Genomic DNA, 15,798 nt, shown 5'->3' with positions numbered 1-15,798 from the left:
TCGGGCCGGGGCGGACATTCGCCGGGGCACGGGCCGACCGCGGATGTAGACCCCCGGTCGGATGCCCGCGACAAGGACGCGTGGTTACGCTCTGATCATGCAGGTCGCATCCCCTCCGCTGCTGAGACGGCTGCCGCCCGTGGCGTGGGTGGTCCTCGCCTGGTGCGGGGGCACGGCGTTCACGTTCCTGATGCGGATGCGGCTGCCCGGCGAGTGGTACCCCGCCGCGCGTCCGGCGGCGCAGTTCTTCCGCTGGGACGGCCTGGCGTACTTCGTGGCGGCCACGGCGCTGGCGCTCGTGGGCGGCGCGCTGCTGGGCCGCCGTCCCCTGCCGGCCCTGGCCCTGCTGCTCACCGCGTCCGTTCTCGGGACGATGCCCCTGGGGGTGGCGGAGATCCCGTTGCCGCAGTTCCTCGCGGCCGAGGTCGCGGTGTTCCTCATCGCCACCGGACGGTCGCGCGCGGCCGGCGTCGTCGCCGTCCTCACGGCCCTCGCCGTGCTGGGCGGCTACCTGGCGGTCCGGGTGCTGTACGGGTGGCCGATCGCGGCGTCGTCGGAGACGGCCGTGGCCCTGACGACCGTCATCGCCTGGCTGCTCGGCAACTCGGTGCGCGAGTCCCGCGCGCACGCCGAGGAACTGCGCGCCCGCGCGGCGGCCCAGGCCGTCACCGACGAGCGGCTCAGGATCGCCCGTGAGCTGCACGACATGGTCGCGCACAGCATCGGCGTCATCGCGCTGCAGGCCGGCGCCGCGCGGCGGGTCATCGAGACGCAACCGGATCGGGCGCGGGACGCCCTCGGGGAGATCGAGACGGCCGGCCGCCAGACGCTGTCCGGGCTGCGCCGGATGCTCGGCGCGTTGCGGAGCCACGATCCGGAGCGGCCCGCGTCCGCCGCGCCCCCGCGACCGGGGCCGCCCGAACCGGCGCATCCGGAGGCGGGGCGTCCGGGACAGGCGCTCGGCCTCGCCGACGTCGACCGGCTGGCCGCCACGACCACTCAGGCGGGCGTACGGGTCGACGTACGCCGGCTGGGGCAGCCGCGTCCGCTGCCGCCCGAGATCGACGTGGCGGCCTACCGCGTCGTGCAGGAGGCCGTCACCAACGTGCTGCGTCACGCCGGAACGGCGTCCTGCCGGGTGTCGATCGACTACCGGGACGACGAGGTGCGCATCGAGGTGCTCGACGACGGGCGCGGCGGCGACGCCGGGGACGGCTACGGCCTGCTCGGGATGCGTGAGCGGGTCGGCGTCCTGCGCGGGACCTTCGCGGCCGGGCCGCGTCCCGGGGGAGGCTTCCGGGTCGCGGCCCGGCTGCCCGTGCCCGCGGGAGTCCGATGACCGTCCGCGTGCTGCTCGCCGACGATCAGCCCCTGGTCCGCGCCGCTCTGCAGATGGTCATCGCCGACGCGCCCGGCCTCGACCTCGCGGGGGAGGCGGGCACCGGTGCGGAGGCGGTGCGGATGACCGAGGACCTGCGGCCCGACGTCGTGGTCATGGACATCCGCATGCCCGGCATGGACGGCATCGAGGCCACCCGGCTGATCACCGCGGGCCACGGCGCCCGGGTCCTCGTTCTGACGACCTTCGACGACGACGAGTACGTCTACGCCGCGCTGCGCGCGGGGGCGTCCGGGTTCCTCGTCAAGGACATGGCCCTGGACGACATCCTCGCGGCGATCCGGGTGGTGGCCGCCGGTGACGCCCTGATCGATCCGCGCGTCACCCGCAGGCTGATCGGGGAGTTCGCCGCCCGCCCCGCGCCCGGTCCGCGACCCCGGCGGGTCGCCGGGCTCACCGAGCGGGAGATCGAGGTGCTCACCCTCGTCGGGCGCGGCCTGTCCAACGCGGAGATCGCCGCCGAGCTGTTCATCAGCGCCGCGACCGTCAAGACGTACGTGACCAGGCTGCTCGCGAAGCTCGACGCCCGCGACCGCGTGCGGCTGGTCATCACGGCCTACGAGACGGGCCTCGTGCCGCCCACCTGAAGGAAAGGCAACGGCCCGGCGGGGGAGCGTTCCCCTCGCCGGGCCGTGTCGTGCCGGTCGATCAGGCGTCCGTCAGTGGAGCTCCTTGCGGTCGCCGCCGCCGACGCCCGCGTGCTCCTCCTCGTGAGCCTCCTCGTGGTGGCCGTCGGTGAGCGGGACGTGGTCGGTGCCGTACGCCTCGCTCATCTTGGTGCGGAGCCGGCCGAGCGGGCTGCGGGCGCCCTTGGGCGGGATGCCCTCGCCGTCCTCGGCGCTCGTGAGGACCGGGATCTCCTTCTTGCCGCGGATGTGCTCGGCGATGTCCTCCGCGGCCGGCGTGTGGACCTCGATGTACTGGCCGTTCGGCAGCCGCTTGATGACGCCGGACTCCACCCCGTGGGACAGCACCTCGGCGTCCTTGCGCTGGAGGCCGATGCAGATCCGGTAGGTGATCCAGTACGCGATGGCCGGGCCGACGAAGATGGCGATCCGCCCGAACCAGGTCGTCGTGTACAGGTCGACGTGGAAGTTCGCCGAGAGCTCGTCGTTGGCGCCCAGCAGCCACAGGATGCCGTAGAACGTGATGCCCGCCATGCCGATCGAGGTGCGGTGCGGGTTGTTGCGCGGCCGGTCGGCGACGTGGTGCTCGCGGCGGTCGCCCGTGACCCACTGCTCCAGGAACGGATACAGCGCCAGGCCCGTCATGATGATGCCCAGCGGCACGAGCGCCGGGATCAGCACGCTCAATGTCACCGTGTGGCCGAGGAAGTTGATCTCCCACGCCGGCATGAGACGGAGCGAGCCTTCCAGGAAGCCCATGTACCAGTCGGGCTGCGATCCGGCCGAGATGTCCGCCGGCGTGTACGGCCCGAACAGCCAGATCGGGTTGATCTGGGCGAACGCGCCGAGCAGCGCGATGACCCCGAACGTGAACAGGAAGAACGCACCCGACTTGATCATAAACGCCGGGTAGAACGGCGCGCCCACCACGTTCTTCTCGGTCCGGTTCTTGCCCGGCATCTGCGTGTGCTTCTGCACCCACATCAGGATCATGTGGGCCGAGATGAGCGCGAGCAGGATGCCCGGGATCAGCAGGATGTGGATCGTGTAGAACCGCGAGATGACGTCGTGGCCCGGATACTCCCCGCCGAACAGGAAGAACGAGACGTACGTGCCCACGATCGGGATGGACTGGGCGACCCCCTGGGTGATCCGCAGACCCGCGCCGGAGAGCAGGTCGTCGGGGAGGGAGTAGCCGGTGAGGCCCTCGAAGAGCGCCAGCGAGAGCAGCAGGATGCCGATGATCCAGTTGAGCTCACGCGGCTTGCGGTACGCGCCGGTGAAGAAGATCCGGAGCATGTGCACCGTCATGCCGGCCACGAACAGCAGCGCCGCCCAGTGGTGGATCTGCCGCATGAGCAGGCCACCCCGGATGTCGAAGCTGATGTGCAGCGCCGAGGCGTAGGCCTCCGACATCTTCACGCCGTACAGCGGGGCGTAGTTGCCCGTGTACGTGACCTCGCCCATGCTCGGCTTGAACCAGAACGTCAGGAACGTACCGGTCAGCAGCAGGATGACGAACGAGTAGAGCGCGATCTCCCCCAGGAGGAACGACCAGTGGTCGGGGAAGATCTTCCTCATGTTGCGCTTGAGGAAGTTCCCCGCACCGATGCGGTCGTCGACGAAGGTCGAGACGCCTGCGATGGCCTTCGGGGGAGCGTTCATGATGCGTTCTCCCTAGCTTCGGCTTCCGCGTCGCCACGCTCCCAGAAGCTGGGACCGACGGGGACCTTGAAGTCGGACTTCGCGACGAGGTAGCCCTCCTCGTCGATACCGATGGGGAGCTGCGGCAGCGGACGGGCGGCGGGGCCGAAAATGACCTTCGCTCCGTCCGCGGCGTCGAAGGTCGACTGGTGGCACGGGCAGAGGATGTGGTGCGTCGTCTGCTCGTACAGCGCCGCGGGGCAGCCCACGTGGGTGCAGATCTTGGAGTAGGCGACGATGCCGTCGTGGGTCCAGTTCAGGTTCGTGCCGGACTTGAGCTCCTCCGGACGGAACTTGAGCAGGATCAGCGTCGCCTTGGCCAGCGCGTTCAGGTCCTCCTCGTAGCCCTCGGGGACCACGGAGAGGATGCCGCCGGGCGAGTTGAAGTCGGCCGCGCGGATCGGCTGGCCGGTGCCCTCGACCACGAGGCGGCGCGGCTTGCCGTCCTTGGTGGGCTCGCCCCAGACGGTGTGCCTGAGCGCGGTCCCGGGAAGCGGGCCGAGGTCCTTCAGCAGCACCAGCGGGGCCAGGCCCAGCGGAGCGGCGGCCAGCAGCAGCGTGCGGCGCAGCAGCCGGTGCTTGACGAACCCGCTCTCCTCGGCGCCCTGGAGGAAGGTCTCCTTGACGTACCCGCGCGCCTCGTCGTCGGAGCGCATCTCGTGGCGCTCCTGGATGAGGTTGTACTTCGGCATGATCTGCCGCACCCAGACCGTGAGGCCCGCGCCCAGCGCGAGCAGGGCCAGGGCCAGGGTGCCGCCGAGCGCGTAGTTCGACGTGGCCGTCTTGCCGATCGTGCCGACCTGGAAGATGACGTACGACGCGATGAACGCGGCGCCGGCCAGGAAGGTGACCAGGAACAGCAGCGCGACGAGGCGCTCGGCCTTGCGAGCCTTGACGGGGTCCGGCGGGATCACGCCGGGAACGCCCTCGGGCGCGCGGATCGGGTCGCTGTCGGCGATGGGCGCGTCGGCGGGTGGCGTGCCGATGACGCGCGTCAGCACCCGGCCGCTCTCGGGGTACTCGTTCTGCTCTGTCATGCCGCCCGTCGCTTCTTCGCTGTGATCCAGATGGAGGCCAGGATCAGGAGGCTGAGACCCACGACCCACGCTACAAGGCCCTCGGTGACGGGTCCGATACGACCCAGGCCCGAGCCGCCGGGGTCGACCTGCGACCGCACGTGGGTGATGTAGGCGATCATGTCACGCTTCTGTTCCGGCGTGATCGTGGAGTCGTTGAACACCGGCATCGCCTGCGGGCCGGTGGCCATCGCCTCGTAGATCTGCGTCGGCGTCGCCGGGTTCAGCGGGGGCGCGTACTTGCCGTAGGTCAGCGCGCCGCCGGAACCAGTGAAGTTGTGGCACTGGATGCAGTTGGCGCGGAAGAGCTCGCCGCCCTTGGCCGGGTCGCCCTTGGCCGGGTCGACCTGCTCGGCGCTGGGCACCGTCGGGCCGCCGCCCAGCGACTGGACGTACGCCGAGAGCTGGTTGACGGCCTCGTCGGTGGCCCACTCGGGGCGCGGCTTGCGCGGAGCCTGGGGACCCGCGTCGGCGGCCGGCATGCGGCCGCTGCTCACCTGGAAGTCCACGGCGGCGGCCCCGACGCCGATGAGCGTCGGAGCCTTCTTGGTGCCCTCGGCGTTCATGCCGTGGCAGCTCGCGCAGTGCGCCACGAACAGGCTCTTGCCCTGCGCCACGTCGTCGGCCTTGCCGGACGCGATCGCGGCGTCCGCGGTGCTGCCGTTCGGCGCCGCGAGCGCGTAGCCGCCGCCGAGCAGGCCCAGCGCGAGCGCCACGACGGCGACTCGCGCGAGGGGATGGCGCCGTCGGGCGGTGATGGAGTTCACCGAAATCCCCGTTCCGATCATTTGATGATGTAGATGGTCGCGAAAAGGCCGATCCAGACCACGTCGACGAAGTGCCAGTAGTAGGACACGACGATCGCGCTGGTCTGCTGCTCATACGTCAAGCGCTTCGCGGCGTACGTGCGTCCCAGGATGAACAGGAACGCGATCAGACCACCCGTCACGTGCAAGCCATGGAAGCCCGTGGTCAGGTAGAACACCGAGTCGTACGGGGAGTGCGAGAGGACGTGGCCCTCGCGCGCCAGGTTCCCGTACTCGTAAAGCTGTCCGCCCACGAAGAAGGCGCCCATCAGGAAGCTTACGACATACCAGAATCGCAGCTTCTTGACCTGGCCTCGCTCCACGGCCCACACGCCCAGCTGGCACGTGACACTCGACAGGACCAGAACGGTCGTGTTGAAGGTCGCGAACGGGACTTCGAGGTGCGCCTCGGGCCAGTGCGTGCCCTGCCCGAGGCTGACCGACCGGATGGTGAAGTACATCGCGAACAGCGCCGCGAAGAACATGAGCTCAGAGGACAACCACACGATGGTGCCGACCTGAACCAGGTTCGGCCGGCTGGACCCGTGCGGTCTCGTCGTCGTAGTAATTGCGGATGCTGTCGCCACGCCCAGCATTATTGCGGCTCCCCAGGTCGGGTCGGCCCACGACCCCCCGCTAGGGTCCACACGCGCTCACGAAACGGGCATGTCACGGCAATCGCCCCGGGGCTGCGAGCCCTGCAGCCACGCCGGTAGCATCACGATGACCATACCCCGCGATTCGACAGTGAGCGTGAAATGAGGGTTCTCGTCTACAGCGACGATGCAGGCACCCGGGAGAAGGTGCGGCTGGCCATCGGGCGGCGCCCCGCCGCGGACGTGCCCCTCGTCGAGATCGTCGAGTGTGCGACCCAGCCGGCCGTGATCAAGCATCTCGACTCCGGTGACATCGACGTCGCCGTCCTCGACGGCGAGGCGCAGCCGGCCGGCGGAATGGGGGTCGGCAGGCAGGCCAAGGACGAGGTGCACAACTGCCCCCCGATCCTGCTGCTCATCGCCCGCAGGGACGACCGCTGGCTGGCCAACTGGTCCCGCGCCGACGCCGTCGTCGCCCAGCCCATCGACCCCGTCGTCCTCGCCGAGGCCGTGGCCGACCTCATGCGGCGCCGCCTCAGCCTCACCCAGGCGCACTGAGACCGGGCGCACTGAGACCGGGCGCACCGGCACCGGGCGCACCGGCACCGGGCGCACCGGCACCGGGCGCACCGGCACCGGCACTCGCCGGGCGCATGGCACCTTGGGTACCGGGTGCACCGGGATCCGGCGCCGCGGGCGTCCGCGCCGGGTGCCGCCGTGCCCGGCCGGGGGCCCGCAGCGGTGCCGGGGCCCGTCCCGGCCAGGGTTTGCCGGACTCGGGTTCACCGGACTCAGGATCACGAGACCCAGGCCCACCGGACCCCGCTTGATCGCGCGCCGGCCCGCACGTCACGGGGCTGACCACCGAATGAGGCGCCCGAACCGCCCGGGCGCACCCACACCACCCGCCGACCCGACCGGACATCGACCCCGCGGAGCCCACCATGGACACGCGCACCACCTGGCCCTCGACGCTGAACGCCCTGCTCGCGGGGGAGAACCTGACGGCCGACGAGACGGCCTGGGTAATGGGGGAGATCATGTCGGGGGCGGCGACCCCGGCGCAGATCGCCGCCTTCGCCGTCGCCCTGCGGGCCAAGGGCGAGACCGTCGCCGAGGTGACGGGCCTCGTCCGCACCATGTTCGAGCGCGCTACCCCGCTCACCGTCGAGGGACCGGTGCTGGACATCGTCGGCACCGGCGGCGACCGGGCGCACACCGTCAACGTCTCGACGATGGCCGCGATCGTCGCGGCGTCGGCCGGGGCCCGGGTGGTCAAGCACGGCAACCGGGCCGCCTCCTCGCTGTGCGGCGCGGCCGACGTGCTGGAGCACCTCGGCGTCGCCCTCGACCTCGCGCCGGAGGCCACGGCCAGGGTCGCGGTGGAGGCGGGCATCGCCTTCTGCTTCGCGCCCGTCTACCACCCCGCGCTGCGGTTCACCGGCCCGCCGCGCAAGGAGATCGGCGTGCCGACGGTGTTCAACTTCGTCGGGCCGCTGGCCAACCCGGCGCGCCCCGCCGCACAGGCCATCGGTGTGTTCGACGCGCGCATGCTGCCGGTCATGGCCGGCGTCTTCGCCGAGCGCGGCGTGTCGGCGCTCGTCTTCCGGGGGGACGACGGCCTGGACGAGCTGTCCACCGCGGCTCCGTCGGCGGTCTTCGTCGTCCGGGACGGCGTCGCCACCGAGACGACGATCGATCCGGCCGACCTCGGCATCCCCCGTTCCCAGCCGGGCGACCTGCGCGGCGGCGACGTCGAGTTCAACGCGGCGGCGGTCCGCGACCTGCTGGGCGGCAAGACCGGGCCGGTGCGCGACGCGGTGCTGCTGAACGCGGCGGCCGGGCTGGTCGCCTACGACGGCCCGGGCGACGACCTGATCGGCGACCTGCGCGCGGCGTACGCCCGCGCGGCCGAGGCGGTCGACTCGGGCAGGGCGGCGCAGACCCTGGAGCGCTGGGTCGAGATCAGCCGCGCGCTCGGCGGCAAGGCCTGATCGGCTTCCCGAGCCGGTTCGCCTCCGCCGCTGGAGGGATCAGGCGTCCACCTTGATGGGGACGTGCCGGGTTCGGCCCGAGCCGTACCGTTCCCGCCATGATGCGCCTGTCCGCCCTTCGCGTCATCCATCGCTGGGCCGCGTTCGCCCGTGCCGGGATGGCCCTGTTCACCGCCGGTTCCCGCGGTGCGCCCCACGCCGGTTACCGCCCCGGGGCGGTCTCCCCGGGACCGGGCCGTGGCAGGGGCGGCCGGCCGCTTCCGGCGGCGGGCGGGGCGGGCGTGCGCCCGGGGCGTGACGGCGACGGCGAGGACGAGGTCCTCGTCCGGGAGCGCCTGCGGATCGCCTCGGAGTTGCACGATCTGGTGGCGCACGACCTGAGCGTGATGACGCTCGGCGTGGGGGCGGGCCGCGTGATCATGGACAAGGACCCGGAACGTGCGCGGCAGACCTTCCGCGAGGCCGAGGAGTCGGGCCGGCGGGTCCTGTCCGATCTGCGCCGGATGATGGGCCTGCTGCGCATGGACGGGCAGCGGCGCGGCCCCCAGCCGGGCCTGGGGGACCTGCCCGGCCTGCTGGACGACTTCCGCGCGAGCGGGCTCGCCGTCTCCCTCAAGGAGGCCGGCGTCCGGGGGAACGGCCCCGCTCTGGAGTTGTCGGCCTACCGCATCGTGGAGGAGGCGCTGGGCAACGCCCTGTGGTACGGCATGGCCCGCACGGCGACCGTCACGCTGCGGTGGCTGCCCGCCGTCCTGGAGGTCGTCGTCCACGACGACGGGCTGCCCCGCGACCGGCTCATCAGCACCTGGGAGCGGGCGGCGTTGTTCGGCGGCTCGGTCGCCGCGCACCCGTTCCCCGGCGGGTTCGAGGTCCGCGTCCGGCTGCTGCGGCCTGCCTGATCGCGGCGCCCGCCCGGCCGCCGCTGCCTCGCGCGGTCTTCCGCCCGCGCGCGCCAGCCGAGCGGCCGGTCTCGGCCACGAGCACGACGAGGCCGGGCCGGTTCAGTCCGCGTCGGCGAGGCCGATGGAGAAGGCCGCCTCCAGGTCGTGGCGGGAGTAGGTGCGGAAGGCGATGTGCGTCTCGGTGTGGCGCACGCCGGGCACCTTGTTCACGCGGCCGGGCACGACCTCGGCCACCTCCTCGTACCGGCCGACCCTGACCATGGCCAGCAGGTCGAACTCTCCGGTGATCGAGTACACCTCGCTGACGCCGGCGATCTCGGCGATGGCCTCGGCGACCTCGGGGATCCGGTCGACATCCGCCTTGATGTGGACGATCGCGGTGACCATGCGCGTCTCTCCTGCTGTTCCCGGCTTCGGCTTGTCGCCCCAGAGACTAGCGTCACCGCAGCGGCCGTCCCTCACGGCGGTCGCTCCGCTGGTGCCGGTAGGCGCGCTCGATGCGCTCGACCAGCCGCCCCGCGCCGTACGCGGGAAGGCTCCAGGCGCCGTCGACCTGGACGAGGCGCACGCCGGGGGAGTCGAGCCAGCGCAGCACGCACTCGGTCTCCTCGGCGCTCGCGGCCGGCGTCGGGCCGGGACCGGGGACGACCGTCTCCGCGGTGGCGACCAGCGCGTCCACGTAGGGCGTCGGGTGAGCGCCCCGGGGCATCACCCCGGCCGCGGTGAGCCTGCCGTACCGGATGACGTGGATGTCCCAGCCGCCGTCGAAGGCGGGGCTGGCCGCGACCATCTGCGGAATGCCCGTGAGGGAGCGCAGGCGCTGCATGCGCGCGGCGGTCCTGACGTAGGCCGCGAGCCGGTCGCGGTCGACCGCCGCCTCCTCGTATCGCTGCTCGGCCGCGAGGCGCCGCATGCGCGCCTCCATGGCGGAGAAGACCGCCTCGGCGTCCTGCTCCATGGCGTGCCGGGCGCGGCGCACGTGCCGGGCGTAGCTCTCCTCGCTCTCGCGGCCCTCGCAGGGCGCGCCGCAGCGGCCGATCTCGGCGAGCGCGCAGGCGGGCCGCCGCACGCGGGCCGAGATCCGCTCGGTGCACTGCCGCAGCGGCAGCGCCTCGTGCATGGCCGTCCGCGCGTCGTCGGCCGTGCGGCTGCTGCCGAACGGGCCGAGGTAGGCCGCCCCGTCGTCGCGGACCTCCCGCACGACGCTGAGCCGCGGGAACGGCTCGTCGGTCAGCTTGAGCCAGACCGCCCGCTCCGGGAAGCGGGACCGCCTGTTGTAGCGGGGTTTGGTCGCCCCGATCATCCGCAGCTCGCGGATCTCCGCCTCCAGCGCGGTGGCGCAGACGATCGTCCTGACCCGCTCGGCGATGCCGACCATCTCGCGGATGCGCGAGCGGGTCTCGCTCGCGGTGAAGTAGCTGCGCACGCGGTTGCGCAGGTTGGAGCTCTTGCCGATGTAGAGCGCCTCGCCCCTGGCGTCCTCGAACACGTAGACGCCCGGCGCGCCGGGCACCCCGTCGGCGAGGTGGCGCTTGCGCTGCTGCTCCGGGGTGGGGGCGCGCACGAAACCGCGCAGGTCCTCCAGCGTGTGCACGCCGAGCGAGCCGACCCGCGCGATGAGCCCGTGCAGCACGTCGACCGTGGCCCTCGCGTCGGCCAGGGCCCGGTGACAGGGCTCGGTGGAGCTGCGGAAGATCCGGGCGAGGGTGGCGAGCTTGCAGTTGGGGGTCTCGTCGCGGGTCAGCACCCGGCGCGCGAGGTCGGCCGTGTCCACCACCGGATTGGCCGGGGGCGGGTAGCCGCCTGCCTGGCACGCCGCCTTCAGGAACGACATGTCGAACGGCGCGTTGTGCGCCACCAGCGCCGTCCCGGCGACGAACTCCAGGAAGCTCGGCAGCACCTCGGAGAACTTCGGCGCGGCCACGACCATCGCGTCGGTGATGCCGGTCAGCACGGAGATGAACGGGGGGATCGGGCCGCCCGGGTCGACCAGCGTGGCGAACTCCCCGATCACCTCGCCGCCGCGCACCTTCACCGCGCCGATCTCGGTGATGGCGTGTTCCGCGGACGAGCCGCCGGTGGTCTCCAGGTCGAAGACGACGAACGTCACCTCCCGCAGGGGAGTGCCGAGCTCGTCCAGCGTGCCCTGTACCGCATCCACGCCCAAGACCATAGAGACGCCGACCGACAATTGCCGTACCGGCCCCATGCGACGGTAAAGAAAGGGCCAGGTGGGGAGCTACGCGGAGGCCGCCCCGGCGTGCCATTCGCGGGCCAGCATCGCGTAGACCAGCTCGTCGCTCCACGCGCCGGCGAAGAACTCGTTCTCGACCAGGTGGGCCTCCTTGCGCATGCCGAGCCGCTCCATCAGGCGGGCGGAGGCGGTGTTGCGCGCGTCGCAGTTGCCGTGGACGCGGTGCAGCCCGAGCCCCTCGAACCCGATGCGCAGGATCTCGCGGGCCGCCTCGGTGGCCAGCCCGCGGCCCTGGTAGGCCGGGTTGAAGACGAAGCCGATCTCGCCCTGGCGGTGCTCCCGGCTGCGCAGGAACAGCGTGAGATCACCGATCACCGGCCCTCCGCCGGCCAGCGCGGCGGCCACGCTGAGCACGTCGCCGTCCTCCCCGAGCGAGGCGCAGGCGATCTTCCGGTCGAGCGCGGCCTTCGTCTCCTCCCGCGTACGGGCGTCCCAGTACAGATATCTGGTCACCTCGGGCAGGGAGTGGAAGGCGTGCAGGTCGTCGAGGTCGGCCTCGGTGAAGGGGCGCAGGACCAGCCGGGGGGTCATGATCGGGTATGGCGGGGTGAACACAGCGCCAAGCGTACGGACGGGTGCCGGGCGCCCGCCAACGGATTGTCCGCGCCGGGCCGCACAGCCGGGCCGCACAGCCGGGCCGCACCGCCGGAGGCCCGGTGACAGATCATGAACGCGGCATGGACACGGTGCGACGGCCGTACCCTTGGAAGTGACAAGAACAAGGGAGTGTCTCGCAGATCTTGCCGTGTGAGGGCGGTCCGGTGGGCGCGCCGCGAGGCTCACGTCTCGCGGGGGCGGGCATCGGGGGACGTTCTCGCACTCGGGGGCGACAGCACCGCGAGGCGCCGCCGGGGCGACCGCAGTGGGCAGAAGATCTGTAGGACACGACCGAGGAGCGACGAGATGAGTTCAGCCGGAGAAGGCCTGTCTCGTCCGTTGCCCGAGCAGGTCCGCTTACACGTGGTGGAGGTCGCGGCGCAGGTGCTGGGCTCGATGCCCGCCGCAGCCGTGCCGCCGCCGTTGCGCAACATCGCCAAGTTCGATCCCCGCAAGCGCGCCCGCCTCGGCAGCGCGCCGATCGCGGCCCAGCTGGAGAACGACAAGGAGTTCCGCGAGCGGGTGGCCGAGACGCTGGAGGCGGCCTGGCCCGAGCTGGTGGCGAGCCTGGCCGAGGGCACGGTGCCCCCCGCGGCCGAGCCGGTGCTGGTCGCGGCGGCGGCCTACCTGACCCGTCCGCCCGGCTGGCCGGACCTGGTCGAGCAGGCGCGGGCCGACCTGGAGCGGGCCGCCGCGGCGGGCAGCCAGCGGGAGCAGGCGGAGACGCGGCTGCGCGAGCAGCTCGCGGCACAGCGAGCCTCCGCCAAGGAGGAGATCGAGCGGGTGCGCGAGCAGCTCAAGGCGGCCCGCGCGGAGAACTCCGACCTGCGGCGCAAGCTGCACGAGGCCCGCGAGCGGGTCAGGGCCGCCGAGGCCAGGACGGCCGAGCTGGAGGCGGAGACGTCCGAGGCGCGGGCCAGGGTCGCGAGCGCCAACGGCGCGGCCGAGTCCGAGCTGCGCCGGCTCAGGGAGCGCCTGGCGGACGCCGAGCGCCAGCTGGAGGCCAGCCGCAGGGCCGCCCGCGAGGGCCGCAGCATCGAGGACGCCCGGGTGCGGGTGCTGCTGGACGCGCTCCAGGACACCGCCGCGGGGCTGCGCAAGGAGCTCGGCCTGCCCACGACGATCAGCAGGCCCGCCGACTACGTGACCGCCGTCGTGCCGGGCGAGCCGGGCGTGACGGCCGTGCCCGCGCGGGCGCTGGCCAACGACGACCCCCAGCTGCTCGACCAGCTCCTGGCCCTCCCGCACCTGCACCTGATCGTCGACGGCTACAACGTGACCAAGACCGGCTACCCATCGCTGACCCTCGCCGACCAGCGGGCCCGGCTGCTCACCGGGCTCGGCGGGCTCGCCGTCCAGACGCGGGCGGAGGTGACGTGCGTCTTCGACGGCGCCGAGCTGAACGGGCCCGTCCAGGTGTCCGCGCCCCGCGGGGTCCGGGTGATGTTCAGCGCGCCCGGGGAGATCGCCGACGACCTCATCCGCACGCTGGTGCGGGCGGAGCCCCCGGGGCGGTCGATCGCGGTCGTCTCCTCCGACCGGGAGGTGGCCGAGTCGGTGCGCCGCATGGGCGCGCGCCCGGTGCCCTCGCTCCTGCTGCTGCGCCGGCTCGGCCGCGGCTGAGCGCCCGTACGCACGCTCCGGACCCGCGTCGTCGCCCTGGGTCATGACCACCGCGAATACCTGCGACTAGGTTGAAGCTTCAAGATCGCCTGGATAGAGTCGCGCGCAGGTTTCGTAGATCTAAAAAGGGGGCCTCAGTGCGAGGGCGTGTGCCGGTGGCCGCCGGTTTGGCCGCCGTGGTCCTGCTGATGCCGGTGACGGGCGCGCAGGCGGATCCGAAGCCCACAGTCGCGCAGGCCAAGGCGAAGCTGAACAAGCTCAACGAGCAGGCCGACAAGCTCGTCGACCGCTACAACGCGGCCAACGAGAAGTGGAAGAAGGCGAGGCAGAAGTACCTCGCCGTCAACGAGGACTACAAGAAGCACAACGTCCGGGTGGAGGAGCTCCGCGCCGGGCTGGTCACGATGGCCGTCAACAGCTACCAGGTCGGCGACATGGGGTCGTGGGGCGGCGTCTTCTACAGCTCGAACCCCGACTCCATGCTCAGCGGCCTGGCCACGCTCAACCACATCTCGGCCGAGCGTGCGGGGCGGTTGCGGGAGTACGAGGGCGCGATCCAGGGCCTCAAGGACCGCCGCGACCAGAGCAAGGCGTCCTACAAGGAGGCCGCCGACGTCAGGAGCGAGCTCGCCGACGAGAAGGAGAAGGTCGACAAGCTCGTCAGGGAGCAGATGAAGCTGCTGCGCTCGCTCGGGACGTACAACCCGGGCAACCCGAACAGCGCCGGCGTCGTCTACACCGGACCGGCGTCGGGCAACGCGCTGGCGGCCCTCCAGTTCGCCTACAAGCAGGTCGGCAAACCGTACCGCTACGGAGGGACCGGGCCGGACTCCTGGGACTGCTCGGGCCTCGTGCAGGCCGCCTGGTCGGCGGCGGGGGTGACCCTGCCCAGGACGAGCTACGAGCAGTGGGCCTGGGGTGCGAGCCGCAGGGTCTCCCTGGACGAGCTCCAGCCGGGCGACCTGCTCTGGCACGCCGGTTACGGGCACGTCGGCATCTACGCCGGCGACGGCAAGGTCGTCCACGCGCCGCAGACCGGAGATGTTGTGAAGATTGTCACACTCGCCGAGTATCACGCCATCGGTGCCGTCCGTCCCTGACGTCCCGCCGTGTCTGTGATGGTTGTGGCTAATGTGGCCGAATTCGGGGTCTGTGACAGGACTGTGAGCAGAGTCACATTTAGTCCATCCGTGCCATGGGTACGCTGCGGTTTCTTCTTCGCGACCTTCGTTATCCGATCTTTATCCGGCGGCGGGGCTTTGCCGAACGCGCCGGGTCCTCGGTAGCTTCTGGGCCGCGGCGAGCACGCCTCGCCGCCGCGAACCGGTCCGGCCGGCCGGTAGCGCAGACAATTCCACCGTCATCGGCGCCCCCGACACCCTCCCCCTCGCGGGATCCCCGGCGCCGGTGGCCTGCCGAGTCCGTGCAGTCAGGAGGCACGGAGCCGGGGAACCATCGACCTTCACGCGAAGGTCCGGGGTGAATCGGCGCATCGCGCGCCGTAGGGCGACTTCCCAGCCCGAACCCGTCAGCTAACCCGGTAGGCGTTTGCGGAAGAGCCGAGGAGAGATCCTGTCTACCACCCCCGCTAGCCTGTCCCGTCTTGCCCGAATTGCCCTTGGAGGTGCCGCTTTGACGGCATCCGTAGGGGTCGCCGGTGCGCATCCGGCGGCGGCCGACACGGTGACGGTCACGGTCGTCAAGACAGCCCCCGAGACGAAGACGGCCACGAAGACGGCCACGGCGACCGGTGCGAACACCGCCGCCCGCAAGGCCGCGGCGAAGAAGCAGGCGACCAAGAAGAAGTCCGCCACCAAGCGGAAGGTCAGCAGAAGCGCGCTCCAGCGGGCCAAGGCCCGGCGCGCGGTGCAGACCGCCAGGAAGCAGATCGGTGACCCCTACCGCTACGGGGCCACCGGGCCGGGCGCGTTCGACTGCTCGGGCCTGGTCCAGTACGCCTGGCGCAAGGCCGGCGTACGGCTGCCGCGCACGACGTGGTCCATCCGCGGCGCGGTCAGGAAGAAGGTGTCCTGGGGGCACTTCGAGCCCGGTGACCTGATCTTCACCAGCGGCGGCGGCCACGTCGGCATGTACGTCGGGCACGGCAAGATGGTCCACGCTCCGCACAGCGGCACGCGGGTGCGGATCGACAAGCTGGACGCCTACCGGAGGAGCACCTTCGTGGGTGCCGTCCGTCCGGGCGTCTGAGGACGCCGGTCAC

Annotated in this window: 15 protein-coding genes and 1 riboswitch; of the genes, 8 read left to right on the top strand and 7 right to left on the bottom strand. The window is 71.9% G+C overall.

Annotated features, from left to right (window positions below):
* Positions 1–97: 97 nt before the first annotated feature.
* Positions 98–1,339 carry a sensor histidine kinase gene (locus tag AAH991_RS11315; RefSeq protein ID WP_346225718.1) on the top strand — a complete coding sequence of 414 codons (1,242 nt, stop codon included), beginning with the start codon at positions 98–100 and terminating at the stop codon, positions 1,337–1,339.
* A complete protein-coding gene (locus tag AAH991_RS11310) occupies positions 1,336–1,986 on the top strand; it encodes a response regulator (protein WP_346225717.1) in 651 nt (216 codons plus the stop codon). The genes AAH991_RS11315 and AAH991_RS11310 overlap by 4 nt, the downstream gene beginning before the upstream one ends.
* A gap of 72 nt (positions 1,987–2,058) precedes the next feature.
* Here AAH991_RS11310 and qcrB read toward each other — a convergent pair whose 3' ends face one another.
* The 4 genes from qcrB to ctaE are packed head-to-tail and all read right to left on the bottom strand — an operon-like array spanning position 2,059 to position 6,207.
* On the bottom strand, positions 2,059–3,690 hold the full coding sequence (qcrB, locus tag AAH991_RS11305; RefSeq protein ID WP_346225716.1) for a cytochrome bc1 complex cytochrome b subunit: 1,632 nt from the start codon (positions 3,688–3,690) through the stop codon (positions 2,059–2,061).
* A complete protein-coding gene (gene qcrA, locus AAH991_RS11300) occupies positions 3,687–4,766 on the bottom strand; it encodes a cytochrome bc1 complex Rieske iron-sulfur subunit (RefSeq protein ID WP_346225715.1) in 1,080 nt (359 codons plus the stop codon). The genes qcrB and qcrA overlap by 4 nt, the downstream gene beginning before the upstream one ends.
* Complete coding sequence (gene qcrC, locus AAH991_RS11295) at positions 4,763–5,572, bottom strand: cytochrome bc1 complex diheme cytochrome c subunit (RefSeq protein WP_346225714.1); 810 nt, start codon at positions 5,570–5,572, stop codon at positions 4,763–4,765. Before qcrC ends, qcrA begins: the two co-directional genes overlap by 4 nt.
* A gap of 17 nt (positions 5,573–5,589) precedes the next feature.
* Positions 5,590–6,207: an aa3-type cytochrome oxidase subunit III gene (gene ctaE / locus AAH991_RS11290; RefSeq protein WP_169978711.1), complete on the bottom strand. Its 618-nt coding sequence runs from the start codon at positions 6,205–6,207 to the stop codon at positions 5,590–5,592.
* A gap of 162 nt (positions 6,208–6,369) precedes the next feature.
* Between ctaE and AAH991_RS11285 the strand changes: the two genes are divergently transcribed.
* The 3 genes from AAH991_RS11285 (at position 6,370) to AAH991_RS11275 (ending at position 9,100) form a co-directional block, all read left to right on the top strand.
* A complete protein-coding gene (locus tag AAH991_RS11285) occupies positions 6,370–6,765 on the top strand; it encodes a hypothetical protein (RefSeq protein ID WP_346225713.1) in 396 nt (131 codons plus the stop codon).
* A gap of 386 nt (positions 6,766–7,151) precedes the next feature.
* Positions 7,152–8,201 (top strand): anthranilate phosphoribosyltransferase, encoded by a 1,050-nt coding sequence (gene trpD / locus AAH991_RS11280; RefSeq protein WP_346225712.1) that lies wholly within the window; start codon positions 7,152–7,154, stop codon positions 8,199–8,201.
* A 98-nt stretch (positions 8,202–8,299) separates the two neighbouring features.
* Positions 8,300–9,100, top strand: coding sequence for a sensor histidine kinase (locus AAH991_RS11275; protein ID WP_346225711.1), 801 nt, complete (start codon positions 8,300–8,302; stop codon positions 9,098–9,100).
* 102 nt (positions 9,101–9,202) lie between these two features.
* On the opposite strand, the gene AAH991_RS11270 is transcribed toward AAH991_RS11275, so the two are convergent.
* The 3 genes from AAH991_RS11270 to AAH991_RS11260 all read right to left on the bottom strand — a co-directional run bounded on the left by AAH991_RS11270 (position 9,203) and on the right by AAH991_RS11260 (position 11,912).
* Complete coding sequence (locus AAH991_RS11270) at positions 9,203–9,490, bottom strand: Lrp/AsnC family transcriptional regulator (protein ID WP_346225710.1); 288 nt, start codon at positions 9,488–9,490, stop codon at positions 9,203–9,205.
* 52 nt (positions 9,491–9,542) lie between these two features.
* The gene (locus AAH991_RS11265; RefSeq protein ID WP_346225709.1) at positions 9,543–11,264 is read right to left on the bottom strand and encodes a DEDD exonuclease domain-containing protein; all 1,722 of its coding nucleotides are present in this window, start codon (positions 11,262–11,264) and stop codon (positions 9,543–9,545) included.
* A gap of 78 nt (positions 11,265–11,342) precedes the next feature.
* Positions 11,343–11,912, bottom strand: a complete 570-nt coding sequence (locus AAH991_RS11260; protein WP_346225708.1) for a GNAT family N-acetyltransferase — start codon at positions 11,910–11,912, stop codon at positions 11,343–11,345.
* 348 nt (positions 11,913–12,260) lie between these two features.
* On the opposite strand from AAH991_RS11260, the gene AAH991_RS11255 reads away from it, so the two are divergent.
* The 3 genes from AAH991_RS11255 to AAH991_RS11245 all read left to right on the top strand — a co-directional run bounded on the left by AAH991_RS11255 (position 12,261) and on the right by AAH991_RS11245 (position 15,785).
* The gene (locus tag AAH991_RS11255; RefSeq protein WP_346225707.1) at positions 12,261–13,577 is read left to right on the top strand and encodes an NYN domain-containing protein; all 1,317 of its coding nucleotides are present in this window, start codon (positions 12,261–12,263) and stop codon (positions 13,575–13,577) included.
* 137 nt (positions 13,578–13,714) lie between these two features.
* Complete coding sequence (locus AAH991_RS11250; protein WP_346225706.1) at positions 13,715–14,677, top strand: C40 family peptidase; 963 nt, start codon at positions 13,715–13,717, stop codon at positions 14,675–14,677.
* A gap of 303 nt (positions 14,678–14,980) precedes the next feature.
* Positions 14,981–15,139, top strand: a riboswitch (cyclic di-AMP (ydaO/yuaA leader).
* A 70-nt stretch (positions 15,140–15,209) separates the two neighbouring features.
* Positions 15,210–15,785: a C40 family peptidase gene (locus AAH991_RS11245; RefSeq protein WP_346225705.1), complete on the top strand. Its 576-nt coding sequence runs from the start codon at positions 15,210–15,212 to the stop codon at positions 15,783–15,785.
* Positions 15,786–15,798 lie beyond the last annotated feature (13 nt).

The sequence above is a fragment of the Microbispora sp. ZYX-F-249 genome, from assembly GCF_039649665.1.
Taxonomy (GTDB): domain Bacteria; phylum Actinomycetota; class Actinomycetes; order Streptosporangiales; family Streptosporangiaceae; genus Microbispora; species Microbispora maris.
Note: the sequence above shows the minus strand (reverse complement) of the source record. Positions and strands in the feature narration are given on the sequence as shown.

Bases quoted from the DNA above. Each gene is read 5' to 3' on its own strand.
- AAH991_RS11315 (WP_346225718.1), top strand. From the start codon at position 98: ATGCAGGTCGCATCCCCTCCGCTGCTGAGACGGCTGCCGCCCGTGGCG.
- AAH991_RS11310 (WP_346225717.1), top strand. From the start codon at position 1,336: ATGACCGTCCGCGTGCTGCTCGCCGACGATCAGCCCCTGGTCCGCGCC.
- qcrB (WP_346225716.1), bottom strand. From the start codon at position 3,690: ATGAACGCTCCCCCGAAGGCCATCGCAGGCGTCTCGACCTTCGTCGAC.
- qcrA (WP_346225715.1), bottom strand. From the start codon at position 4,766: ATGACAGAGCAGAACGAGTACCCCGAGAGCGGCCGGGTGCTGACGCGC.
- ctaE (WP_169978711.1), bottom strand. From the start codon at position 6,207: ATGCTGGGCGTGGCGACAGCATCCGCAATTACTACGACGACGAGACCG.
- AAH991_RS11285 (WP_346225713.1), top strand. From the start codon at position 6,370: ATGAGGGTTCTCGTCTACAGCGACGATGCAGGCACCCGGGAGAAGGTG.
- trpD (WP_346225712.1), top strand. From the start codon at position 7,152: ATGGACACGCGCACCACCTGGCCCTCGACGCTGAACGCCCTGCTCGCG.
- AAH991_RS11275 (WP_346225711.1), top strand. From the start codon at position 8,300: ATGATGCGCCTGTCCGCCCTTCGCGTCATCCATCGCTGGGCCGCGTTC.
- AAH991_RS11270 (WP_346225710.1), bottom strand. From the start codon at position 9,490: ATGGTCACCGCGATCGTCCACATCAAGGCGGATGTCGACCGGATCCCC.
- AAH991_RS11255 (WP_346225707.1), top strand. From the start codon at position 12,261: ATGAGTTCAGCCGGAGAAGGCCTGTCTCGTCCGTTGCCCGAGCAGGTC.